This is a genomic window from Micromonospora sp. DT46 (assembly GCF_049841735.1).
GTDB lineage: Bacteria > Actinomycetota > Actinomycetes > Mycobacteriales > Micromonosporaceae > Micromonospora > Micromonospora reichwaldensis.
This window is the reverse complement of the sequence record NZ_JBNCKW010000007.1, coordinates 93183-115994: the sequence shown is the minus strand read 5'-3', so window position 1 is coordinate 115994 and position 22812 is coordinate 93183. Positions and strand designations below refer to the sequence as shown.

The following is a 22812-nucleotide window of genomic DNA, read 5'->3' as shown; positions in this document are numbered from 1 at the left end:
TTTTCTGGCCGCACCACGAGTGAAAGGGCGTGTCGTGAGCGGCTTCTGCGTAGGACGAACGGTGATCGTGACCGGTGCGGGACAGGGGCTGGGCCGGGTGCACGCCCTCGAGTACGCCCGGCAGGGCGCCGACGTCGTCGTCAACGACGTCGAGAGCAGCCGGGAGGCGGCCCAGGCCGTCGTCGACGAGATCCGCGCAGCGGGCGGTCGCGCGGTCGTCAGCACCGGCGACGTCAGCGACTGGGCCTACGGTGAGCGCCTCGTGCGCGAGACCGTCGAGACCTTCGGCGGGCTGCACACCCTCGTCAACAACGCCGGCATCAACCGCGACCGGATGCTTGTCAACATGAGCGAGCAGGAGTGGGACCTCGTCCTGCGGGTCGACCTCAAGGGCCACTTCGTCCCGATGCGCCACGCCGCCGCGTACTGGCGGGACGAGGCCAAGGCCGGCCGACAGGTCGCCGCGCGCGTCGTCAACACGTCCTCCGGCGCGGGCCTCATGGGCAGCGTCGGGCAGGGCAACTACGGCGCCGCCAAGGCCGGGATCGCCGCCCTGACCCGGATCGCGGCCGTCGAGTGGGCCCGCTACGGCATCGTCGTCAACGCGATCGCCCCCTCGGCCCGTACGCCGATGACCGAGGCCGTCTTCGCCGAGGCGATGGCCGCCCCCGAGACGGGCTTCGACGCGATGGACCCGGCCAACGTCTCCCCCCTCGTGGTCTGGCTCGGGTCCGACGCCGCGCAGGCCGTCACCGGAGCCGTCTTCGAGGTCGCCGGCGGCGAGGTCTCGCTCGCCGACGGCTGGCGCCACGGGCCAACCGCCACCAGGGGCGAGCGGTGGAAGCCGGAGGAACTCACCGACGCGATCGCCGACCTCATCGCCCGCGCCGAGCCGCCGACCCCCGTCTACGGCGCCTGACATGGGTACGGACGCGGCGCAGGCCACCGGCGCGCCGGTGAGCGACGAGCAGTTCCGGGCCGAGATCCGCGGCTGGCTCCACGAGGCCCTCAGCGGGCCGTTCGCCGGGGCCGTCGGCACCGGCGGCGAGGGACGCGAGCACGAGGCGCACGAGCTGCGCCGCCAGTGGGAGCGCCACCTGGGCCGGGCCGGCTGGATCGGCCTCGGCTGGCCCAGCGAGTACGGCGGTCGCCCCGCCACCCTGGCCCAGCAGGTCATCTACCACGAGGAGTACGCCCGCGCGGCCGCCCCCGGCCGGCTCGGGCACATGTCCGAGCAACTGCTCGGCCCGACCCTGCTCGCCTTCGGCACGCCGGAGCAGAAGGCGCGGTTCCTGCCCGGCATCACCAGCGGCGAGGACATCTGGTGCCAGGGCTACTCCGAGCCCGACGCCGGCTCGGACCTCGCCGGGGTGCGTACCCGCGCCGAGCGCCGGGGCGACAGCTACGTCATCACCGGGCAGAAGGTGTGGACCTCGCTCGCGCACCTGGCCGACTGGTGCTTCGTGCTGTGCCGCACCGACCCCGGCTCGACCCGGCACGCAGGCCTGTCCTACCTGCTCGTGCCGATGCACCAGCCCGGCATCACGGTGCGCCCGATCACCCAGCTGACCGGCACGAGCGAGTTCAACGAGGTCTTCTTCGACGGGGCCGTCGCCGCCGTCGAGCACCGCGTCGGCGCCGAGGGCGAGGGCTGGAAGGTCGCCATGGGCACCCTGGGCTTCGAGCGCGGCGTGTCCACCCTCGGCCAGCAGATCGGTTTCCGTCGGCGCCTCGACGCCGTCATCGCCCGGGCCCACGAGAACGGCGCCTGGCAGGAGCCGGCGCTGCGTGACCGCCTCGTCGAGGCGTACATCGGGCTCGAGGTGATGCGGCACTCGGCGGTGCGGCTGCTCGCGTCCGCCGGTGCGGGGCTGTCCGGCCTGGAGGCGTCGATCTCCAAGCTGCAGTGGGCCACGTGGAACCGCTCGCTCGGCGAGCTCGCGGTCGACGTCGAGGGGGCCGGGGCGCTGCTCACCGGGCCCGGGTACGAGCTGGACGACGCCCAGACCCACTTCCTCTTCAGCCGCGCCAACACGATCTACGGCGGCTCCAACGAGATCCAGCGCAACATCATCGCCGAGCGCCTGCTCGGTCTGCCCCGATGAGGTGAGGACGATGACCGAAGCGAGCGCCGACCCCCAGGCGGTGGCCGGGACGTGGCGTCCCGAGGCGGCCGAGGAGGTGGCCCAGATCCGCGCCTCCGTCGTCGAGGTGCTCGACGAGCAGGCCGACCTGCGCCGCACCCACGAGCTCATGGTCGGGGCGCAGGGCCACGACCCGCGGCTGCACGAGCTGCTCACGGCTGAGCTGGGCCTGCTCGGCCTCGTCGTGCCGGAACACCTCGGCGGGCTCGGCCTCGACGTGTCCGCCGCGACCGCCGTCATCGAGGAGCTCGGGGCCCGGCTCGTGCCCGGCGCGCTCGCGACGAGCCTCACCGCGGTCCTCGCCGCCCGCGCCCTCGGCCCGAGCGCCGAGCCCCTGCTGGCGCGCGTCGTGGACGAGCAGCTGACCCTGGCCAGTGCCCTCGCCGAGGACGGCGCGGGCTGGGACCTCGAGCGGACCGCCACCCGGGCCACCGGCACCGGGGACGAGTGGGCGCTGACCGGGACCAAGACCCTCGTCGCCGGAGTCGAGGCCGCCCGCGTCGTCCTGGTCACCGCCCGGGACGCCGGCGGTGGGCTCGGCGTCTACGCCGTGGACCCGACCGACGCCGGGGTGGACGTGCGGACGCACATGACGCTCGACCAGACCCGGCGGCTGAGCACGGTGCACCTCCGCGAGGCCGCCGCCACCCGGGTCGACGCCCCCGGCGGCGAGGGCCCCCGGGTGCTGCTCGACCACGTGCGCGCCATGCTCGCGCTGGAGTCGGCCGCCGCCGCCCGCGCCTGCCTCGACCGCACCGTCGAGTACCTCAAGGTCCGCGAGCAGTTCGGCCGCCCGATCGGGTCGTTCCAGGCCCTCAAGCACCGCTGCGCAGACCTCGCCGTCGCGGTCGCCGGAGCGCGGGCCACGGCCGACCACCTCGTCACGACGCTGCGCACCGGGGCCGCCACCCGCTCGCACGACGCGGCACTGGCCAAGCTCGTGTGCACCGACACGCTGATGGCCGTCGCCGCCGAGGCGATCCAGCTGCACGGCGGCATCGGGTTCACCTTCGAGCACGACGCGCACCTGTTCTTCAAGCGCGGCAAGTCGGCCCAGCTGCTGGCCGGCTCCCCGGCGACGGTCCGCGCCGAGGTGGCAGCGCTCGCCGGTCTCTGAGCCGGCAGGCGACAGCGCATGACAGCGGGGTCCGCACCGGTCGGTGCGGACCCCGCTGTCGTACGTGCCCGGCTTGGCTCAGCCGAGCGGACCGGTGCCGGGCGGCTGGGCGGCCAGGTGCCGCGACGGGATCTCGCCGCCCCCGGCGACGACGATCTCCGTGCCGGTGACGTAGCCGGCCAGCGGCGAGGCGAGCAACAGGCAGGCCGCGGCGACGTCGGCCGGGGTGGCCATCCGCCGCATGGGGATCGTCCGGGCCACGCGGTCCTGTCCCGCCTCGTCGCCGTAGTAGAGGTGCGACAGGTCCGTCCGCACGAGGCCCACCGTCACCTGGTTGACCCGCACCGCCGGCGCGAAGTCGAGCCCGAGGCACCGGGTCAGCATCGTCAGGCCCGCCTTGGCCGCGGCGTACGCGGCGGTGTCCGGGGCCGGGTTGGCCCCGGCGACCGAGCCGATGTTGATGATCGTCCCGCTGCCCTGCCGTTGCATGACCTCGTTGGCCTGCTGGGCGACGTAGAACGGAGCGAGCAGGTTGAGCGTGACGATCGCCGAGACGAAGCGGGGGGAGACCGTCGCGGTGTCGGCGTTCGGCGCGCCACCGGCGTTGTTGACCAGGATGTCGAGCCGGCCGAACCGGTCCACCGCCGCGGCGACGAGGGCCTTGGCCTGCTCCGGGTCGCGCACGTCCGACCGGACGAAGACGGGCGTGCGTCCGTCGACCTCGGGCAGTTGCTCGGGCTCGCTGCGGCCGCACACGAGCACCCGTGCCCCGGCCCTGAGGAAGGTACGGGTGATCTCGGCGCCGATGCCACGGGTGCCGCCGGTGACGATGGCGACCTGGCCGGTCAGGTCGACGCCGTCGGGCGTGGCGGGGGACTGGGTCATCAGAGCCTCTCGATGATCGTCACGTTGGCCTGGCCGCCACCCTCACACATCGTCTGCAGGCCGTAGCGGCCACCGGTGCGTTCGAGCTCGTGCAGCAGGGTGGTCATGAGCCGGGCGCCGGTGGCGCCGAGGGGGTGGCCCAGGGCGATCGCGCCGCCGTTGACGTTGACCCGCTCCGGGTCGGCCCCCGTCTCCTTGATCCAGGCGAGCACGACCGAGGCGAACGCCTCGTTGACCTCGAACAGGTCGATGTCCTCGATCGACAGCCCGGTCCGCCCGAGCGCGTGGGCGGTGGCCGGGATCGGGGCGGTGAGCATCCACACCGGGTCGTCGGCGCGTACCGACAGGTGGTGGATCCGGGCGCGCGGGGTCACCCCGTGCTCGGCCACGGCCCGCTCGCTCATGACGAGCAGGGCAGCCGCGCCGTCGCAGATCTGGCTCGCCGCGGCGGCGGTGACCCGGCCGCCCGGGGTGAGCGGATTGAGACCGGCCATCTTCTCCAGGCTCGTGTCGGCGCGCGGACAGGTGTCGGTGTCGACGTCGCCGACGGCGCGGATCTCGCGGGTGAAGCGGCCCTCGGCGATGGCCCGCAGGGCCCGCTGGTGGCTGCGCAGGGCGAAGCGTTCCATGTCCTCCCGGCTGATGTCCCACTTCTCGGCGATCATCTCGGCTGAGCGGAACTGCGAGATCTCCTCGTCGCCGTAGCGTTCGCGCCAGCCTTTGGACCCGGAGAAGGGGTCGTCGAAGCCGTACTGCTGGCCGGTGAGCATCGCGGCCGAGATGGGGATGGCGCTCATGTTCTGCACGCCTCCGGCCACGACGACGTCGTTGACCCCGGCCATGACGGCCTGGGCCGCGAAGTGCACCGCCTGCTGGCTCGAGCCGCACTGCCGGTCGACGGTGACCCCGGGTACGTGCTGCGGGAGGCCGCCGGCGAGCCAGGCGGTGCGGGCGATGTCGCCGGCCTGCGAACCGATGGTGTCGACGCAGCCGAACACGACGTCCTCGACGGCGTCGGGGTCGATCCCCGAGGAGCTCATGAGGCTGGTGAGCGCGGCGGCGCCCAGGTCAGCGGAGTGGATGCCCGCGAGCGCGCCGCCGCGTCGCGTGACGGGGGTGCGGACGGCGTCCACGATGTATGCCTCTGCCACCGGGGTCCCTTCCTGCGGATTCCTCGCCGGTCGGTGCCGGACGTCGGATCGGTTGAGTCTGCGTGGCTCGCTGACGGCGTGGCCGGCGTTGCCGCAGCTAGTCTAGCAAGCGCTTGGTTGGTAGTCTGTGGTCCGCGCCAGACAAGTGACCGGCTCCGCGTGAGGAGATGTGCGTGAGTGACGTGCTGACCACGATCCCCGCCCTGCTGCGGCAGGCCGCGCAGGACGCCGCCGAAATCGAGGCCCTGGTCGACGGTGACGTACGGATGACCTTCGCCGAGCTCGACGCGGCCGTCACCCGGTTCGCCCGGGCCGCGGTCGCGCACGGTCTCGAGCCGGGGGACCGCGTCGTCGTCTGGGCCCCGAACAGCGCGGACTGGGTCGTCAGCGCCCTCGGCGTGCTGGCCGCCGGGGGCGTGCTCTGCCCCGTCAACACCCGCTTCCGCGGGGAGGAGGCGCGGTACGCCATCGCCAAGGTCCGGGCCACGATGGTCATCCTCGACGATACCTTCCTGGGTGCCGACTACCTGGCCGCGCTGCGCGGCGACGGGCCACCACCGGCCATCGGGTGCCCCGTGCCGCTGCTGCCCTCGGTGCGTACCGTCGTCGACCTGTCCGCCGCCGCGGACCGCGAGCAGGCCGCTGCCGGCGTGTGGTCCCTGGCCGGCTTCACCGCGCTGGCCGACCAGGTCGACCCCGCCATCGTCGACGGACGGATCGCCGCCCTCGACCCCGAGGGCATGGCCGACATCCTGTTCACCTCGGGCACCACCGGCTACCCCAAGGGTGCGATGGTCTCGCACGCCTCGAACCTGCGCGTCGACCTGCAGTGGGCCCGGCTCGTCGGGCTGCGGCGCGGCGACCGCTACCTCATGGTCAACCCGTTCTTCCACAGCTTCGGCTACCGGGCCGGCATCCTGGCCTGCCTGCTCATGCGCGCCACGATCATCCCGGTCGCCGTGTTCGACGTCGCGACCGTGCTGCGTCTCGTCGAGCGGGAACGCGTCACCGTCTTCCCCGGCGCGCCCACCGTCTACACCTCCCTGCTCGCGCACCCCGACTTCGGCGCCTACGACGTCAGCTCCGTGCGCCTGGCCGTCACCGGGGCCACGATCGTGCCGGTGCCGCTGCTGCGCCGGATGCGCGAGGAACTCGGCTTCCGCGACGTCATCACCGCCTACGGCCTGACCGAGACGTGCGGCACCGCGACCGTGTGTCCGCCCGACGCCGACATCGAGCGGATCTCGACCAGTTGCGGACGGGCGATCCCGGGCACCGAGCTGCGGATCGCCGGTATCGACGGGCAGGCGCTGCCGGCCGGTGAGTCCGGCGAGGTCCTCGTGCGTGGCTACAACGTCATGCTGGGCTACTTCGAGGACCCGGTCGCCACCGCACAGGCCATCGACGAGGACGGCTGGCTGCACACCGGCGACGTCGGCTGGGTCGACGAGGACGGCTACCTGCGCATCACCGACCGGATCAAGGACGTCTACATGGTCGGGGGCTTCAACGTCTACCCCGCCGAGGTCGAGCGCGTGCTGTGCGAGCACCCCGCGGTCTCCGACGCCGCCGTCGTCGGGGTGCCCGACGCGCGGATGGGCGAGGTCGGCAGCGCCTTCGTGCAGACCGTTCCCGACTGGGGTGGCGACGAGTCGGTGCTCGTCGACGAGCTCGAGGCGTGGTGCCGGGACCGGCTGGCCAACTTCAAGCGCCCCCGCAGCTTCAGCGTCGTTCCGGCCCTGCCACGGACCCCGAGCGGAAAGATCCAGAAGTTCAAGCTCACCGGGTGAGCGCGAACCCGACCAGACCTGACACCGACGGCACCGCCGTCACGGGCACCAGCCCGAAATCGGAGGACACCATGCAGGACGTAGTCATCGTCGCCGCGGCGCGCTCGCCGATCGGCCGGGCCTTCAAGGGGTCGTTGGCCTCGATGCGGGCCGACGACCTGGCGACCCAGATGGTCCAGGCGGCCCTGGCCCAGGTGCCGTCGCTCGACCCGACCCGGATCGACGACCTCATGCTCGGCTGCGCGCAGCCGGCCGGCGAGCAGGGCTGGGGCCTCGGGCGCGTCGTCGCCGTCGAGCTCGGGCTCGACCGGGTCCCCGGGACGACGGTGCAGCGCTACTGCGCCTCGAGCCTGCAGACGACCCGGATGGCGCTGCACGCCATCCGCGCCGGTGAGGCGGACGTGCTCGTCTCCGCCGGGGTCGAGGTGGTCTCGCACTTCGCCGCCGGCAAGTCCGACGGCATGCCGGACACGAAGAACCCGATCTTCGCCGCGGCGGGGGAGCGCACCGCCGCCCGCGCCCAGGGTGGCGCCGGCCCGTGGACCGACCCGCGCGACGCGGGCGAGCTGCCCGACGTCTACATCGCGATGGGCGAGACCGCCGAGAACGTCGCGAGCCACCGCGGGGTGAGCCGCGCTGAGCAGGACGAGTGGGCCGCCTCGAGCCAGCAGCGGGCCCGGGCCGCGATCGAGTCGGGCTTCTTCGCCACCGACATCACGCCCGTGACCCTCGCCGACGGCACCGTCGTGGCCACCGACGACGGGCCCCGCGCCGGGGTGACCGTCGAGTCGCTCTCCGGCCTCAAGCCGGTCTTCCGGCCCGACGGTACGGTGACCGCGGGCAACTGCTGCGCGCTCAACGACGGCGCGGCCGCCCTCGTCGTCATGTCCGCCCGCAGGGCCGCCGAGCTCGGCATCACGCCGCTGGCCCGGATCCTGTCCACGGGCGTCTCGGCGATCTCGCCGGAGATCATGGGTCTCGGCCCGGTCGAGGCCTCGAAGCGGGCCCTCGCGCTGGCCGGGCTCTCGATGGCCGACATCGATCTCGTCGAGCTCAACGAGGCGTTCGCCGCGCAGGTCGTCCCCTCCATCTGGGACCTCAAGGTCGCTCCCGAGCGGGTCAACGTCCACGGCGGCGCGATCGCCCTGGGCCACCCGTTCGGCCAGACCGGAGCGCGGATGACGACGACCCTCATCAACGGGTTGCGGGCCCGCGACGGCCAGTTCGGTCTCGAGACGATGTGCACGGCCGGCGGCCAGGGCATGGCGATGGTCGTCGAACGGCTCTCCTAGGGCGCCGCGCCCATCGGCCACAGGGGCCCTGACCAGTGCCCGGTCGATCGTTTGACCGGCAGGCCATTTGCGGTCCGGTCGATGTCAACCCGGACCGGCGCGAGCCCACTCTCTGACCGCCTGCTGCCGGCCTTGCCCCAGATACGGGAAGGACCGCCTCGCCGGCAGTTGCCCGCCGAGCAGAATGCGGCTGCCGGGTCAGGCGGCAGGATGCCCAGGTCGTCGGTCCGCTGCGGGTGACGTGACCAGCGTCCGTGGGGCCGGAACGACGGTGTCGAGCTGCCCCACGCATGCGATCAACCGGCGCCAAACCCCTGCCCGTCCGTGGGGGCAGCTCGACAGCGCGCCTGACCCGGTGTCGGCGTACGGGTTCCGGTGCAGGTCGGGTACCAGACGTGCAGAGGTGGGGCGCGAAGCATTCGGGACGCTACGAGGGCGGCCGACCCGACGACCCACGTCCGCTACTCACGATGAGTAGATCCGTGGACGTGAGCTGGCACCCGCTGGCGCCCGGCTCGCGGCATGACAGGGCTTCGGTCGCCGAGACCATAGGCGTTGACGGTGTTGGGTGACGCGCTGGCGGCACACGTTCATTGCCGCGACGGCCATGAATACTGCGGGGCCGATCCGGACGCGATGGCGTTACCGGGAAGTCGGGGTCGGTGTACGCCGTTGAAGATCAACCGCCGGTCCCGGGGTGCACCCGCTTTCTCAGGTTGGGTGGCGACCGTTCCGCCACCACCTTTCCGGCGGCGTCGTACCCGACCAAGACCGGCGGGTCGACGCTCTCGTTGGCGAGGTACCAGAAAAAGAACACGTCTTCGGCGCGTACGGCTAACCGCACGGACCCGTCGGGCAGTCGCAGTTCCGCCCGTACCGCATCCCCGGCGGCAGCCCACATCGTGTGTATTCCGCCGCCGTCCTCGGATCCGCCCATGGTGCTGAGCGGCTCCGTGCCCCGGTCCGCCGCGCCCGTGCACTGTCCCCCGGCAAGTTTGAAGCTTGTCGGGGCCGGCCGGTCGAGGTCACCGGGCGGCTCGAACAGGGGGGCTATGCAGGTGGTGCCGTCCTGGCCCTTGGCGGACCAGACGGACAGTACGGTGCCGTCCGGGCCCGGTGCCTGGGCCACTCGTCGTGCTGTCTGGACGTCCACCGCGCCCCCGGTTTCGGTCGCCCAGAACGACAACGGCTTAGTGAATGACTCGGGCAGCAGCCCTCCGGCGACGGCGATGCTCGCACCCGAAGCGACAAGCCCGGCAGCCAATGCGGCGGTAAACACGACCCGCCGTCTGTGCGACCGTGGAGGGGCCTCCGGGAGGTCGCCGGCGATGTTGACCAACAGGTGTGCCAGCGCTGCTTCCCGAGTCGAGGCAGGCCAGCGGTCATCGACTGCGGTAACCGGCCTGAGCTTCTCGACAACGATCATCATGTCGCGATCCTTGGTCATGCGGTGCCTCCTGCAGATGGCAGTGGACGTTGGGCAGCGTCGACGTGAGGCGGCGCGTCCGGCTCGCCGCTGGCGCGTAGTCGCCGCCGCGCCCTGAACACCCGTACATGGAAGGCCGGTAGTGAGCAGCCCGCCACCCGCGCCGCCTGCTCCGGGGTCAAGCCGTCCCAAGCGATCAGCAGCAGCGCCTCCCGCTCCTTCGGGGTCAGCGTCGCCAGTTGGGTCAGCACGGTAGCGCGCTCCGTGGCGAGAACATCGGCGGCAGCCGCCGGCTCCGCGACCTGCCGGAACCGTTCCAACTCGACGGCCACTCGTGCCTGCCGATGTCCCGATCGACGCAGGTTGGAGATGGTGTTGCGGGCGACCACGAGCAGCCAGGGCAAGGGGTCGTCCGGAACACTGGCGAGCTTCCGCCAGGCCACCAGGAACGTCTCCGACACCACATCCTGTGCGGAATCGGAGTCAAGGTGTCGCAACGCGTACGCCATCACCCGAGGTCCGTGTTCAGTCCACAGCTCCACGAACCGTTGTTCGTGCCGCTCGGCTGCGTGCTCTTCTCTCACACCACGTAGTGTCCGGCCACACTTCGGAACTTACGGCGACAGCTGCCAGAGAGTGAGCAGGTGCAGTTCACCCCGGGACGGTGGTCATGCGGCCTTCGCGCCTCGGCGACCCCAGCGCTGTTCGCGTTACCAAGCGATGAACTGTCAACGCACCCTTCTCGGCACGACAGGGCGGCGCCGAACGCGCACGGTCGGCGGCATGAGCGGGCGCTTCGTCACGCCGATCACTGTTGGCCGCGGCTACGAGGGGAACAGCCCCCGCACGCCGACACCCGGCACCGCACAACCTCGGCACCACCAACGACCCGCATCCTCGTCGACGCTCACTGGCGGCCGGCAGGTGCGCGGTCGTCGACCCTCGGTAGGGGCCCCGGTGCGAACGCGACCGGGGTTCCTGTGCCGGGTCGGAGGTGTCGGGGTGCTTGGGTCCGCGGCCGGGCCGGGGTCAGTGCCGGCGCAGCGCCGCCGCGAGGGTCGCGGCCCGGCCCGCGACGGCGGCCGACTGCTCGGCGAACGAGGCCGCGGTGCGGTCGCCACCGCTCATCGCGCCCTGTGCGACCCTGGTGTGCACGCCCTCGACGATGCACGCGGTCTTCCACCAGTTGTAGGCGACGAAGTAGTCGATCCGGGCCAGGTCGGTGCCGGTGGCGAGGCAGTACCGGGCGAGCAGTTCGTCCCGGGTCGAGAAGCCGGGCAGGACCGTGGCCGGGTCGTGCAGCGCACGGGCCTCGTCGTCGGCCTGCGCCCAGTAGACGAGCAGCTGGCCGACGTCGGCCAGGGGGTCTCCGACCGTGGTCAGCTCCCAGTCGAGCACGCCCTGCACCCGCCACCGGGAGTCGAGCATGCAGTTGTCGAGGCGGAAGTCCCCGTGCACGATCCCCGAGCGGGACTGCTCGGGAGCCGCGGCCACGAGATGCTCGTGCGCGGTCTGCAGATCGGGCAGGTCGCGGATCCTGGTCCGGTGCCAGTTGTCGTGCCAGCGCCCGAGCTGGCGGGTGATGTAGTCGCGGCGGTGGGCCAGACCCCCGAGCCCGATGACCTCCGGCCCGAGCCCGTGCAGGGCCACGAGGGCGTCGACGATCGCGGGGCCGATGAGCGCGCGGTCGGCCTCGGTGGTGTGCCGCTCGACGTCGGCGGGACTGCGCAGGATCGTGCCGTCGAGGTGCTCGAGCACGACGAGAGGGGCGCCGGCCACCTCGCCCGTCTCCTCGACGGCGAGCACTCGCGGCGCCGGGAGCTGGCCATGCAGCCCACGGAGGATCCGCGCTTCGCGCAGCACGTCGTGCGCGGTGGCCGGGTGGTCCCCGAGCGGTGGACGTCGCAGCACGACGACGTGGCCGGCCGCGTCGGTGGTCCGGTAGGTGAGGTTGGAGCGTCCCCCGGCGATGAGCTCGTGTCGCAGGTTCCCCCGCAGCTCGGGCACGGCGCGGCCGAGCCAGGCGTCGACCCCCGCCGGGAGCCCGGGGTGTCGGGTGGTGCCGCTCGGGACCGGACCGGTCCGGGCATGACCCGCTGCCGTCATGGAGCGCCTCCTCAGTCGCGGGCGAGAATCCCGTCGAGGTACACCGAGACGAGGTCGTCGGCGAAGGTCGCCATGGAGTACGACGGGGTCGGCTTGAACCAGCGGACCGAGAGCCACAGCGAGTCACGCAGCATGCCGTGCAGTACGCGTACCGGGATGTCGTTGCGGAAGTCGCCGCTGGCGATGCCGGCCTCGAGCACCTGGATCCAGGCCCGCTGGATCGAGGCGGCCGACTCGCGGATGTGCTCGTAGCCCTCGATCGTGGGCAGGTAGGTGCTCGAGTTCTGGTAGATCTCGGTCGCGTGCGGGTGTGCCTCGATGTTGGCCAGCGAGCTCGTCACGAGCTCGCGTAGCTGGGTCGCCGGCCTTTCCTCGGACGCCAGCACCTTGGCGTAGCGGTCGGTCAGGTCGGTCAGGTAGTCCGAGATGATCGCGTCGACCATCTCGTCCTTGGACTTGAAGTGGTGGTAGAGGCTGCCCGAGAGGATGCCGACCGAGTCGGCGATCTCGCGGACGGTCGTGGCGCCGATCCCCTTGGCGGCGAACAGGTGCGCGGCGTTGTCGAGGATGACCGAGCGGCGGTCCTGGGTCGTCGACATCTGGGATGCTCCCGGTTTCCTCGAACGTTGTCGGTCAAGCGCTTGTTTATACCACTCGACACCCCCTGTGCGCGTGGAGGCAAGGATCTTCCTTGACCGGGGAGATCGTGTCGCCTAGCGTTCAACCAACCAAGCGCTCGTTAGATTGCGCGGAGGTTCGCGCTCCGGCTTCGATCGCCGAGAGGGGCTGCCCGCATGCCCGATCCGATCCCCACCGTGCCGCCCGGCAACGGGCTCGGTCGTCCACCCGCCGCCAGCCTCGACGAGGGGGCCGGCCTGCTCGCCGGCCGCGTCGTCATCGTCACCGGCGCCGCCAACGGGTTGGGGGCGGCGTACGCGCGCGGCATCGCCGCGGCCGGGGCCCACGTGGTCGCCGTCGACGTCGACGAGCGGGGACTCGAGCGGCTCGGCGGGCAGCTCGCCGCGGCTGGTGGCCGTGGCTCGATCCGGGTCGCCGACGTCGCGGACTGGGCGACCGCGCACGACGTCGTGCGTGACTGCCTCGCCGAGCACGGCCAGCTCGACGGCCTCGTCAACAACGCCGGCGTCTTCGCCATGGCCCACGCCGGCACGGAGGCCGAGGCCGCCGTGCGCCGGCTGCTCGAGGTCAACGTGCTCGGCACCATCGCCTGGGGCGACGCCGCGATCGCGGCGATGCGCACCCAGGGCCACGGGGTCCTGGTCAACGTCACCTCGGGCGAGCAGATGGGCCGCGCCGAGACGGCCGTGTACGGGGCGACGAAGGCCGCGATCGCCACGCTCACCTACGCGTGGGCAGCCGAGCTCGCCGAGGCCGGGATCCGCGTCAACGCCATCTCCCCGAACGCGCAGACCCGGATGGCCGAGGTGCTCGCGCAGTTCCGGGGTGCCCCGAGCGGGCAGAACGCGGGGATCGCCCCCGAGGCCAACGTGCCGCTGCTGATCTACCTGCTCTCGGACCTCAGCGCCGAGCTCACCGGCCAGGTGCTGCGCGCCAACGGTCCCGAGCTCATGCTGACGACCCACCCGGCGCTCGCCGACCCCGTGCTGCGGCACGCCGCGTGGACCCCGGAGCGGATCGCCGAGGCCGTCACGGCGCGGCTGCGGCCGCACCTGGCGCCCCTCGGGGTGCGCCGGGTGCGCGTCGAATACCTCGACTGACCGACGTCCGACACCCGGACGACCCCGAACCCGACAGGGGCCCGATGTCCACCACGATCAACCCGCTCTGCGTCAGCGGCATGGCCGCGATGTCCTGGGCCCTGCCCGAGGAGATCGCGATGTACCGGCGTACCGGCACCGACCTCGTCGGCCTGCAGTGCGGCAAGGTCGCCGCCTTCGGCGTGCCGGCCCTCGGCGACCTGCTCGCCGAGCACGACGTACGGCTCGGCTACCTCGTGCACGGCTTCACCGCCCATCCGGACGACGAGTCGGGCTGGGCGCAGCAGGTCGCGGCGCTGCGGACCGGCGTCGTCAACGCCCGTACGCTCGGAGCCGACCTCGTCTATCTCACGTCGGGCCCCTCGGCGCACCTGACGTGGGAGGCGGCGGCCGACCGGTTCGCCGAGCGGATCGCCCCGGTCGTGGCCACCGCCCGTGAGCACGGGGTGCGCCTCGCTGTGGAGAACACCCTGCCGGTCAGGTGCGACCTGAGCTTCACGCACACCGCGCGGGACGCCCTCGCCCTGGCCGACCTCTGCGGCATCGGCATCTGCCTCGACCTCTACTGCTGCTGGCAGGAGCGGGGACTGACCGACCTGGTCCGCGAGCGGGTCGCGCGGATCGAGATCCTGCAGGTGTCCGACTTCCGGGTCGGCACCTCGACCTTCCCGAACCGGTGGGTGCCCGGGGACGCCGACCTGCCGATGGCCGGCCTGCTGGGGAGCGTGCTGCGGGCCGGCTACACCGGCATCGTCGACGTCGAGCTGCTCGGCCCGGCCATCGAGGCTGAGGGGGCCGAGTCGGCGGTGACCCGCTCGATCACCTGGCTGCGCGAGCAGATCGCGGCGGTGCGTCCCTGAGCGCTCAGGGCACGTCCGCCGCGAGCAGATCACAACAGCGCGCCCCTGAGCTTCAGGGCACGTCCGCCCACCGCGGCGCGCGCCTGGCGACGAACGCGGCCGCGCCCTCGGCGGCATCGGGCCCGGCCAGCAGTTCGAGGGTCGCGAGCCGGTTGGCCGCGGCGAGGTCGCGTTCGCGGGGGTCGAGGCTCAGGTGCATGAGCCGCTTGGTCGCCAGCACCGCCGCCGGAGAGTGGGTCGCGATCCGGGCGCCGAGCGCGAGCGCGCGCGGGAGGACCTCGTCGGCGGGTACCACGGCGTTGACCAGGCCCAGCTCGTGGGCCCGGGCCGCCGGAAGTGGCTCGGCCGTCAGCCCGAGCTCGAGGGCGACGGCGATCGGCAGGCGACGGGGCAGGTCGGTGCCGCCCTCGGAGGCGGCGATGCCGCGCCCCACCTCGGGCAGTGCGAAGTAGGCGTGCTCGGCCGCGACCACGAGGTCGCAGGCGAGGGCGAGCTCGAAGCCGCCGCCGACGGCGGGCCCGTTGACCGCGGCGATGACCGGCTTGCGGTAGCCGCCGCGCAGTAGCGTGAGAGGGCTGCGGGCCACGTCGACCAGGCGTCCCTCGGCCGCGGCGCGCAGGTCCATCCCGGCGCTGAAGGACAACTCGCCGGTGCCGGTCAGCACGACCGCGCGCACGCCCGGGTCCGCGTCGTACCCGAGCAGGGCGTCGGTCATCGCCAGGAGGGTGTCGGGGTCGAGGGCGTTACGCACCTGAGGGCGGTTGATCCTGACGACGCCCACCGCGCCGACGCGCTCGCACACCACCGTGCCCATCGTCCCGCCCTCCTTCGCATCAGGGTCTTGACCCACTCCCGATGGCTGTTAGTCTACCAACCAAGCGCTTGCTACATGGTGGCCCGGCCACGGATGCCCGGCACGCGACTCGCCTTTCCGCACCGCTCGCCACCGCGCTGGAGCAGTGCCCCGAGACGAAACGATGAGGGACACATGGCCGACAAGACTCTGACAACGCGCGACGTCGTGTCGCGGCTCCGATCCGGAATGACCATCGGCATCGGGGGATGGGGCTCACGGCGCAAGCCCATGGCCCTCGTACGCGAGATCCTGCGCTCCGACCTCAGGGACCTGACCGTCGTCAGCTACGGCGGGCCGGACGTCGGCCTGCTCTGTGCCGCGGGCAAGGTCAGGAAGGTCGTCTTCGGTTTCGTCTCGCTCGACAGCATCGCCCTCGACCCGCACTTCCGTGCCGCGCGGCAGAGGGGCGCCGTCGAGGTCGCCGAGTACGACGAGGGCATGCTCCAGTGGGGGCTGTACGCCGCCGGCATCCGCCTGCCCTTCCTGCCGACCCGCGCCGGGCTCGGGTCGGACGTCCTGAAGCACAATCCCGACCTCAAGCTCGTCCAGGACCCGTACGGTACCGAGCAGCTCGTGGCCATGCCGCCGCTGCGCCTCGACGCGGCCCTCGTGCACATGAACCGCGCCGACGCCCAGGGCAACGGCCAGTTCCTCGGGCCCGACCCGTACTTCGACGACCTCTACTGCCTCGCCGCCGACCAGGCCTTCATGTCCTGCGAGCGGATCGTGCCCACGGCCGAGCTCAGCGCCGCCGGGCACTCGGCGACCATCAAGATCAACCGTCAGCTCGTCGCCGGCGTCGTCGAGACCCCGAACGGCGCGCACTTCACCTCCTGCGCCCCCGACTACGAGCGCGACGAGGCCTTCCAGCGCGAGTACGTCAAGGCCGCCGGCGACCCGCAGGCCTGGGCCAAGTTCGAGAAGCGGTACCTGTCCGGTACGGAAGATGACTATCAGGCGGCCGTCGCCGCCCGAGCCGAGGAGGTCGCATGAGCAGCGCCGTCACCGAGTCCGCGGACCAGCCCACGGGCAGCGCCAGCACTGCCGACGCGCCGGTGACCCGCGCCGAGTACTGCGCGGTCGCCGTGGCGGACGCGTTCGCCGGCGACGGCGAGTCCATCGCCAGCGCCTTCGGCACGATCCCGGCCATCGGCGTCCGCCTCGCCCGGCTCACCGTCGCCCCCGACCTGCTGCTCACCGACGGCGAGGCCCACTTCGTCTCCGGCACCTGGCCGATCGGCGCGGACCCGCACGCCACCGAGGGCGTCGTCGTCGAGGGCTGGAGCCCGTTCCGCACGATCTTCGACCTCGTCTGGCACGGCAAGCGGCACGTCATGATGATCCCGGTCCAGATCGACGGGCACGGCAACACCAACATCTCGGCCATCGGCGACTACGCCCAGCCGAAGGTCCAACTGCTCGGCGTGCGCGGCGCCCCCGGCAACAGCGTCTACCACCCGACCAGCTACTGGGTGCCCAACCACTCCACGCGCAGCTTCGTCCGTACCGTCGACATGATCTCCGGCGTCGGCACCGACAGCGCCCGCGCCGCCGGCCCGGCCGCGAGCGCGTACCACGATCTGCGCCGGGTCGTCACCAACCTCGCGGTCCTCGACTTCGGCGGTCCCGACGGCGCGCTGCGCCTGCTCAGCCTGCACCCCGGCGTCACGCTCGAGGAGGTCCGCGCGGCCACCGGCTGCGACCTGCACGTCGAGGGCGAGGTCCCGGCCACCCGCGAGCCGACCGCCGAGGAGCTGCGCCTCATCCGCGAGGTCATCGACCCCCGCTCGCTGCGCGACCGCGAGATCCCCGCATGAGCCGGGCCCAGGAGCCGCACCCGACGCTGCGCACCCGGGCGACCGACCTGTTCGGGGTGCGGTACCCGATCGTCCAGACCGGCATGGGCTACGTCTCCGACGTGCGCCTGACCACCGCGACGGCCAACGCCGGCGGGCTGGGCATCCTCGCGGCCGGCCTGCTCTCCTACGACGAGCTCGTCGTGGCCGTCGAGCAGATCCAGGCCGGCACCGACGCGCCGTTCGGCGTCAACATCCGCGCCGACCAGCCCGACGTCGTCAAGCGCATCGACCTGCTCATCTCGGCCGGCGTCAAGGTCGCCTCCTTCGCGCTGGCCCCCAAGCAGGAACTCATCGCCAGGTGCAAGGACGCCGGCCTCGTCGTCGTCCCGTCGATCGGCGCGCGACGCCACGCCGAGAAGGTCGCCGCGTGGGGCGCCGACGCCGTCATCGTGCAGGGCGGCGAGGGCGGCGGCCACACCGGCGGGGTGCCCACCAGCCTGCTGCTGCCCCAGGTCGTCGACGCCGTCGACATCCCGGTCATCGGCGCCGGCGGCTTCTTCGACGGCCGCGGCCTCGTCGCCGCGCTCGCCTACGGTGCCGAGGGCATCGCCATGGGCACCCGCTTCCTGCTCACCAGCGACTCGCCCGTCGAGTCGTCGGTCAAGGACGTCTACCTGGCCAAGACGGTCAACGACACCGTCCTGACCCTCCAGGTCGACGGCGTGCCGCAGCGCGTGCTGCGCGCCGGCACGATCGAGGAACTGGAGCGCACCTCCGCGCCCGGCCGACTGCTGCGGGCCGTGCGCAACGCCGTCGCCTTCCAGAAGCTGTCCCGCACGCCGTGGGGCGACATGGTCCGCGAGGGCCTGGCCATGCGCAAGGCACACGACCTGACGTGGAGCCAGGTCGTCATGGCGGCCAACGCCCCGATGCTCTACCGGTCGGCCCTGATCGAGGGCAGGACCGACGTCGGCGTCATGGCCACCGGCCAGGTCGTCGGACTCATCGACGACGTCCCGAGCGTCGCCGAGCTCATCGACCGCATCATCGACGAGGCCACCCGGACCCTCGACCGACTCGGCGTGCCCGCGCCGGTCGCGTCGGCCCCGGCCCTGCCCGAGGAGGACTAGTCATGGGAGCACTGCAGGGACGGGTCGTCGTCGTCACCGGCGCCGGCCGCGGCCTCGGCCGAGAGCACGCGCTGCTCGCCGCCGCCGAAGGCGCCTCGGTCGTCGTCGCCGACACCGGCGCCGCCGCCGACGGCACCGGCGGCGACCCCTCGGTCGTCGAGGCCGTCGCCGCCGAGATCACGACCGCCGGCGGGCAGGCCGTGGCCAGCACCGCGGACGTCGCCACCACCGAGGGCGCCCGCGAGCTGCTCGCGCTCGCCCGCGACACCTACGGGCGCGTCGACGGCCTCGTCAACAACGCCGGCATCCTGCGGGACCGGATGTTCGTGAACATGAGCGAGGACGACTGGGACGCGGTGATCCGCGGCCAGCTGCGCGCGACGTTCGCGCCGTGCCGGGTGTTCGCCGACCACTGGCGCACCGAGTCCAAGGCCGGCAACCAACCGGTCGCCTCGATCGTCAACGTCTCCTCGACCTCGGGCCTCATCGGCGCCGTCGGGCAGACGAACTACGGCGCGGGCAAGGCCGCCATCGCGGCCCTCACCGCCATCCTCGCCCAGGAGATCGGCCGCTACGGCGTACGCGTCAACGCGATCGTCCCGGTCGCGCGTACCCGGATGACCCAGGACCTGCCCGGCATCGGCGAACTGGTCGCCGCCCCGGCCGACCCCGCCGCGTTCGACGTCTACCACCCGGGCAACGTCTCCCCGCTCGTCGCCTGGCTGCTCACCGCCGACGCGCCGGTGACCGGCGAGGTGTACTACGCCAAGGGTGGCGAGATCCGTCGCTTCGCGCCGTGGAGCTACGACTGGACCATCGACAAGGGCGCCCGCTGGAGCGTCGGGGAGATCGCGAAGGAGATGGCCGCCCGTGCCTGACACCGGTCACACCAACGCCGCCGACTGGGCAGGCCCCGCCCACGGGCTGCTCTCCGGGCGCTCGGTGCTCGTCACCGCCGCGGCCGGCACCGGCATCGGCTTCGCGACGGCGCGCCGCGCCGCCGAGGAAGGCGCACGGGTCGCCATCAGCGACCGGCACGAGCGCCGCCTCGCCGAGTCGGTCGACGAGATCGAGCGGCTCACCGGGACCCGGCCCCTCGGGGTGCCCTGCGACGTCACCGACCAGGCCCAGCTCGACCACCTCATGGACACCGTCGCCGCCGAACTCGGCGGCATCGACGTGCTCGTCAACAACGCCGGCCTCGGCGGCACCGCGGCCGTGCAGGACATGACCGACGACCAGTGGGACTCCGTCCTGTCGGTGACCCTGACCTCGACGTTCAAGGCGACCCGGTCGGTGCTGCGGCACATGATCCCGGCCGGTAAGGGGGTCATCGTCAACAACGCCTCCGTCATCGGCTGGCGCGCACAGAAGGGGCAGGCGCACTACGCCGCGGCCAAGGCCGGCGTCATGGCGCTGACCCGGTGCGCGGCCCTCGACGTCGCCGAGCACGGCGTCCGGGTCAACGCGGTGTCGCCGAGCATCGCGGTGCACGCCCACCTGGCCAAGGTGACAAGTGACGAGCTGCTCGCCCAGCTCTCGGCCCAGGAGGCCTTCGGCCGGGCCGCGACGCCGTGGGAGATCGCCAACGTCATCGTCTTCCTCGCCAGCGACTACTCGTCGTACATGACCGGCGAGGTCGTGTCCGTCTCGAGCCAGCACCCGTGACCGTCCGGTGCGCGCCGGCGACCCGCGCCGGCGCGTACCGATGAACGAAAGGAGCTCGTCGTGGCCAACCCCGACGCGCAGGGCGTCACCGGCGCCCCCTTCCGGCTCGACGTCGAGCGCGGCAAGATCCGCGAGTTCGCGCTGGCCACCGGAGCGGCCGACGCGGCCTACCTGCGGGAGGAGGACCCGGTCGTACAGCCGACGTTCCTCACGACGACCTTCTTCTGGCAGGGCGATGACGCCAACCCGTGGCCGGCGGTCGAGCTCGACCAGCAGCGCGGCCTGCACGCCGAGCAGCAGTACACCTTCTTCGGCGAGCCGCCGCGCGCCGGGACCAGGCTCACCTGCCAGTCGCGCATCGGCGAGATCTACACCAAGGTGGGGCGCCGCGGCGGTGAGATGACCTTCGCGGTGATGTACACCGACTTCCGCGACGAGACCGGGCGTCTCGTCGCCCAGGCCAAGCTCACCGGGGTCGAGACGGCCCGGCCGCCGGACACCGGGGCCGCGACGCAGGACGGAGCCTCCGCATGAGCGACACGACCGTCACCACCCGGCCCGGCACGACCGAGGTCGGCCTGCCCGTACCGGCGGCCCCGCCGGAGCGCGTCCACGGCCCGGTGACCCGCACCGACTTCGTCCGCTACCAGGGCGCCTCGGGTGACATGAACCCGATCCACCACGACGAGGTCTTCGCCAGGGCCGCCGGGTTCCCGAGCCCCTTCTCGGTGGGCATGTGGCAGGCCAGCCTGCTCGGCACGTACGCCACCGACTGGCTCGGCGGCCGGAACGTGCGTGACTTCCGCATCCGGTTCCTGGCCCAGGTGTGGCCGGGCGACACCCTCACGCTCGAGGGCGTTCCGCTGCGCACCTACGTGATCGAGGGTGCGGACGGACGTGAGGGCCGCGTCGACGTCGAGCTGACCTGCCGGCGTCAGACCGGCGACACGGCCGTCACCGCCTGGGCGACGTTCGTGCTGCCCGAGGCGGCCCCCGACGCCGCGACACCCGGGACCGGCGAGCGGCCCGAGACCACCGAGGAGCAGGGATGAGCCCCACGACCCACGCGTCCGTGACGACTACCGTGCACCCCGACGGGATCGCCGAGGTCGTCGTGGACAACCCGCCGGTCAACGCGCTGCCCGTGGCCGGCTGGTTCGCCCTCGCCTCCGCCCTCGACGCCGCCGGCGCCGACGAGTCGGTGCGGGTAGTCGTGCTGCGCGCCGAGGGCCGCGGCTTCAACGCCGGCGTCGACATCAAGGAGATGCAGCACACCGACGGCTTCACCGCGCTGCTCGGCGCCAACCGCGGCTGCTACGCCGCGTTCAAGGCCGTCTACGAGTGCCCCGTCCCGGTCGTCACCGCCGTCAACGGCTTCTGCCTCGGGGGCGGCATCGGCCTGGTCGGCAACTCCGACGTCATCGTCGCCTCCGACGACGCCACCTTCGGCCTGCCCGAGGTCGACCGCGGCGCCCTCGGTGCCGCGACCCACCTGTCCCGGATGGTGCCCCAGCACCGGATGCGCGCCATGGTCTACACCTCGGCCACGGCCACCGCCCAGGAGCTGCACGCGTACGGCTCGGTCCACAGCGTCGTACCCCGCGAGCGGCTGCGCGAGGCGGCGTTCGCCGTCGCGACGCAGATCGCCGCGAAGGACCCCATCGTCATCCGGGCCGCGAAGGCATCCCTCAACGGCATCGACCTGTGGGACGTCAACCGCAGCTACCGCTTCGAGCAGGGCTTCACCTTCGAGCTCAACCTCACCGGGGTCGCCGACCGGATCCGCGACGAGTTCGCCGGCACCGACAAGGCGGCGCGCCCGGGCAGCGAGGGCTGAGCCGTGCGTGCGATGGTGGTCCGTGAGCTCGGGGGTCCCGAGGTGCTCACGCTCACGGACGGGCCGCAGCCGCAGCCCGGCCCCGGGCAGGTGCTCGTCGACGTCGTCGGCGCCGGGGTGAACTTTCCCGACGGCCTCATCGTCGCCGGCACCTACCAGACCAGGCCGGAGCTGCCGTTCGTGCCCGGCTGCGAGGTCGCCGGCACGGTCGCGGCGCACGGCGACGGGGTGACCGGCCCGCCCGTCGGCACCCGCGTCATCGGCTTCTGCGGCATCGGCGGCTACGCCACCCAGGTGCTCGTCGACGCCCGCCTGGTCCACCCGTTGCCCGAGGGCATCGACCTCGTCGAGGCCAGCACGATTCCCGTCGTCTACGGCACGTCGTACCACGGGCTCGTCGACCGGGCCGGTCTCGCCGCCGGCGAGACGCTGCTCGTGCTCGGCGCCTCCGGTGGCGTCGGCCTCACCGCCGTGCAGATCGGCAGGGCCCTCGGCGCGACCGTGATCGCGGCCGCCTCGACCGAGGACAAGCGCGAGCTGTGCCTGGCGCACGGGGCCGACCACGCCATCGGCTACGACGACCTGACGGCGACGGTGCGCGAGCTGACCGGCGGCGCCGGTGCCGACGTCGTCTACGACCCCGTCGGCGGCGACGCCGCCACCGCGGCGCTGCGTACCCTCGCGTGGGCCGGGCGGTTCCTCACCGTCGGCTACGCGACGGGCGAGATCCCGCAGGTCAAGCTCAACCGGCTGCTGCTCACCGAGGGCGCGGTGCTGGGGGTCCTCTGGGGCGCCTGGGCCAAGCGCAACCCGGAGGCCAACGCCGCGAACATGACGACGCTGCTCGGGTGGATCGCCGCCGGCCGGCTGAGGCCACACGTCAGCGAGGTCTTCCCGCTGGAGGAGGCCGCCCGCGCGCTCGGCACCGTGCTGAACCGTGGCGCCCGCGGCAAGATCGCCCTCCGGATGAAAGCAGGCAAGGAATGAAGGTGGCTGACCCGACCGAGCTGAC

The 22812-nt window shown here is 72.7% G+C and carries 22 protein-coding genes and 1 pseudogene; 16 read left to right on the top strand and 7 right to left on the bottom strand.

Translation table 11 applies throughout. The features are described 5' to 3' along the window. Positions 1 to 19 precede the first annotated feature (19 nt). From ACLQ20_RS20520 to ACLQ20_RS20510, 3 genes are read left to right on the top strand one after another with little or no spacing between them, the layout of a single operon-like run. Positions 20 to 919, top strand: a complete 900-nt coding sequence (locus tag ACLQ20_RS20520) for an SDR family oxidoreductase (RefSeq protein WP_425857292.1) — start codon at positions 20 to 22, stop codon at positions 917 to 919. Between the two features lie 37 nt (positions 920 to 956). Further along, positions 957 to 2105 (top strand): acyl-CoA dehydrogenase family protein, encoded by a 1149-nt coding sequence (locus tag ACLQ20_RS20515; RefSeq protein ID WP_425857567.1) that lies wholly within the window; start codon positions 957 to 959, stop codon positions 2103 to 2105. A gap of 10 nt (positions 2106 to 2115) precedes the next feature. Then, positions 2116 to 3261, top strand: coding sequence for an acyl-CoA dehydrogenase family protein (locus ACLQ20_RS20510; RefSeq protein WP_425857290.1), 1146 nt, complete (start codon positions 2116 to 2118; stop codon positions 3259 to 3261). A 78-nt stretch (positions 3262 to 3339) separates the two neighbouring features. Here ACLQ20_RS20510 and ACLQ20_RS20505 read toward each other — a convergent pair whose 3' ends face one another. Together ACLQ20_RS20505 and ACLQ20_RS20500 are read right to left on the bottom strand one after the other, a co-directional pair. Next, positions 3340 to 4146, bottom strand: a complete 807-nt coding sequence (locus ACLQ20_RS20505) for an SDR family oxidoreductase (RefSeq protein ID WP_358118424.1) — start codon at positions 4144 to 4146, stop codon at positions 3340 to 3342. Beyond that, positions 4146 to 5297, bottom strand: a complete 1152-nt coding sequence (locus ACLQ20_RS20500; RefSeq protein ID WP_358118422.1) for an acetyl-CoA C-acetyltransferase — start codon at positions 5295 to 5297, stop codon at positions 4146 to 4148. Before ACLQ20_RS20500 ends, ACLQ20_RS20505 begins: the two co-directional genes overlap by 1 nt. Positions 5298 to 5479: 182 nt before the next feature. On the opposite strand from ACLQ20_RS20500, the gene ACLQ20_RS20495 reads away from it, so the two are divergent. Beyond that, on the top strand, positions 5480 to 7087 hold the full coding sequence (locus tag ACLQ20_RS20495; RefSeq protein ID WP_358118661.1) for a FadD3 family acyl-CoA ligase: 1608 nt from the start codon (positions 5480 to 5482) through the stop codon (positions 7085 to 7087). 71 nt (positions 7088 to 7158) lie between these two features. After that, positions 7159 to 8379, top strand: a complete 1221-nt coding sequence (locus tag ACLQ20_RS20490) for an acetyl-CoA C-acetyltransferase (protein WP_425857289.1) — start codon at positions 7159 to 7161, stop codon at positions 8377 to 8379. A 679-nt stretch (positions 8380 to 9058) separates the two neighbouring features. Here ACLQ20_RS20490 and ACLQ20_RS20485 read toward each other — a convergent pair. From ACLQ20_RS20485 to ACLQ20_RS20470, 4 genes are all read right to left on the bottom strand, one after another. After that, the gene (locus ACLQ20_RS20485; protein ID WP_425857287.1) at positions 9059 to 9826 is read right to left on the bottom strand and encodes a hypothetical protein; all 768 of its coding nucleotides are present in this window, start codon (positions 9824 to 9826) and stop codon (positions 9059 to 9061) included. Then, positions 9823 to 10389 (bottom strand): RNA polymerase sigma factor, encoded by a 567-nt coding sequence (locus ACLQ20_RS20480; RefSeq protein WP_311410307.1) that lies wholly within the window; start codon positions 10387 to 10389, stop codon positions 9823 to 9825. Before ACLQ20_RS20480 ends, ACLQ20_RS20485 begins: the two co-directional genes overlap by 4 nt. Before the next feature lie 445 nt (positions 10390 to 10834). Further along, positions 10835 to 11911 carry a phosphotransferase family protein gene (locus tag ACLQ20_RS20475; RefSeq protein ID WP_425857285.1) on the bottom strand — a complete coding sequence of 359 codons (1077 nt, stop codon included), beginning with the start codon at positions 11909 to 11911 and terminating at the stop codon, positions 10835 to 10837. An 11-nt stretch (positions 11912 to 11922) separates the two neighbouring features. Continuing rightward, the gene (locus ACLQ20_RS20470; RefSeq protein WP_151454513.1) at positions 11923 to 12510 is read right to left on the bottom strand and encodes a TetR/AcrR family transcriptional regulator; all 588 of its coding nucleotides are present in this window, start codon (positions 12508 to 12510) and stop codon (positions 11923 to 11925) included. A gap of 195 nt (positions 12511 to 12705) precedes the next feature. On the opposite strand from ACLQ20_RS20470, the gene ACLQ20_RS20465 reads away from it, so the two are divergent. Together ACLQ20_RS20465 and ACLQ20_RS20460 are read left to right on the top strand one after the other, a co-directional pair. After that, positions 12706 to 13650, top strand: a complete 945-nt coding sequence (locus ACLQ20_RS20465; RefSeq protein ID WP_425857282.1) for an SDR family NAD(P)-dependent oxidoreductase — start codon at positions 12706 to 12708, stop codon at positions 13648 to 13650. A gap of 44 nt (positions 13651 to 13694) precedes the next feature. Then, entirely contained in the window at positions 13695 to 14510 is an 816-nt protein-coding gene (locus ACLQ20_RS20460) for a sugar phosphate isomerase/epimerase family protein (RefSeq protein ID WP_425857281.1), read from the top strand. Positions 14511 to 14562: 52 nt separating this feature from the next. On the opposite strand, the gene ACLQ20_RS20455 is transcribed toward ACLQ20_RS20460, so the two are convergent. Then, a complete protein-coding gene (locus ACLQ20_RS20455) occupies positions 14563 to 15324 on the bottom strand; it encodes an enoyl-CoA hydratase/isomerase family protein (protein WP_151454516.1) in 762 nt (253 codons plus the stop codon). Between the two features lie 174 nt (positions 15325 to 15498). Between ACLQ20_RS20455 and ACLQ20_RS20450 the strand changes: the two genes are divergently transcribed. The 9 genes and pseudogenes from ACLQ20_RS20450 (at position 15499) to ACLQ20_RS20410 (ending at position 22787) form a co-directional block, all read left to right on the top strand. After that, positions 15499 to 16359, top strand: coding sequence for a CoA transferase subunit A (locus ACLQ20_RS20450; RefSeq protein ID WP_327028855.1), 861 nt, complete (start codon positions 15499 to 15501; stop codon positions 16357 to 16359). Then, positions 16356 to 17183 carry a CoA-transferase subunit beta gene (locus ACLQ20_RS20445; protein WP_358118407.1) on the top strand — a complete coding sequence of 276 codons (828 nt, stop codon included), beginning with the start codon at positions 16356 to 16358 and terminating at the stop codon, positions 17181 to 17183. The genes ACLQ20_RS20450 and ACLQ20_RS20445 overlap by 4 nt, the downstream gene beginning before the upstream one ends. After that, the gene (locus ACLQ20_RS20440; RefSeq protein ID WP_151454519.1) at positions 17180 to 18295 is read left to right on the top strand and encodes an NAD(P)H-dependent flavin oxidoreductase; all 1116 of its coding nucleotides are present in this window, start codon (positions 17180 to 17182) and stop codon (positions 18293 to 18295) included. The genes ACLQ20_RS20445 and ACLQ20_RS20440 overlap by 4 nt, the downstream gene beginning before the upstream one ends. 2 nt (positions 18296 to 18297) lie before the next feature. After that, on the top strand, positions 18298 to 19173 hold the full coding sequence (locus tag ACLQ20_RS20435) for an SDR family NAD(P)-dependent oxidoreductase (protein WP_425857278.1): 876 nt from the start codon (positions 18298 to 18300) through the stop codon (positions 19171 to 19173). After that, positions 19170 to 19963 (top strand): annotated as a pseudogene (locus tag ACLQ20_RS20430) (SDR family oxidoreductase). Before ACLQ20_RS20435 ends, ACLQ20_RS20430 begins: the two are co-directional and overlap by 4 nt. 60 nt (positions 19964 to 20023) lie before the next feature. After that, positions 20024 to 20497 (top strand): FAS1-like dehydratase domain-containing protein, encoded by a 474-nt coding sequence (locus ACLQ20_RS20425; RefSeq protein WP_425857277.1) that lies wholly within the window; start codon positions 20024 to 20026, stop codon positions 20495 to 20497. Then, positions 20494 to 21015: a MaoC/PaaZ C-terminal domain-containing protein gene (locus ACLQ20_RS20420; RefSeq protein ID WP_425857276.1), complete on the top strand. Its 522-nt coding sequence runs from the start codon at positions 20494 to 20496 to the stop codon at positions 21013 to 21015. Before ACLQ20_RS20425 ends, ACLQ20_RS20420 begins: the two co-directional genes overlap by 4 nt. Continuing rightward, positions 21012 to 21800, top strand: a complete 789-nt coding sequence (locus ACLQ20_RS20415; RefSeq protein WP_327028853.1) for an enoyl-CoA hydratase family protein — start codon at positions 21012 to 21014, stop codon at positions 21798 to 21800. The genes ACLQ20_RS20420 and ACLQ20_RS20415 overlap by 4 nt, the downstream gene beginning before the upstream one ends. 42 nt (positions 21801 to 21842) lie before the next feature. After that, positions 21843 to 22787: an NADPH:quinone oxidoreductase family protein gene (locus ACLQ20_RS20410; protein WP_225852176.1), complete on the top strand. Its 945-nt coding sequence runs from the start codon at positions 21843 to 21845 to the stop codon at positions 22785 to 22787. The last annotated feature ends 25 nt before the right edge of the window (positions 22788 to 22812 follow it).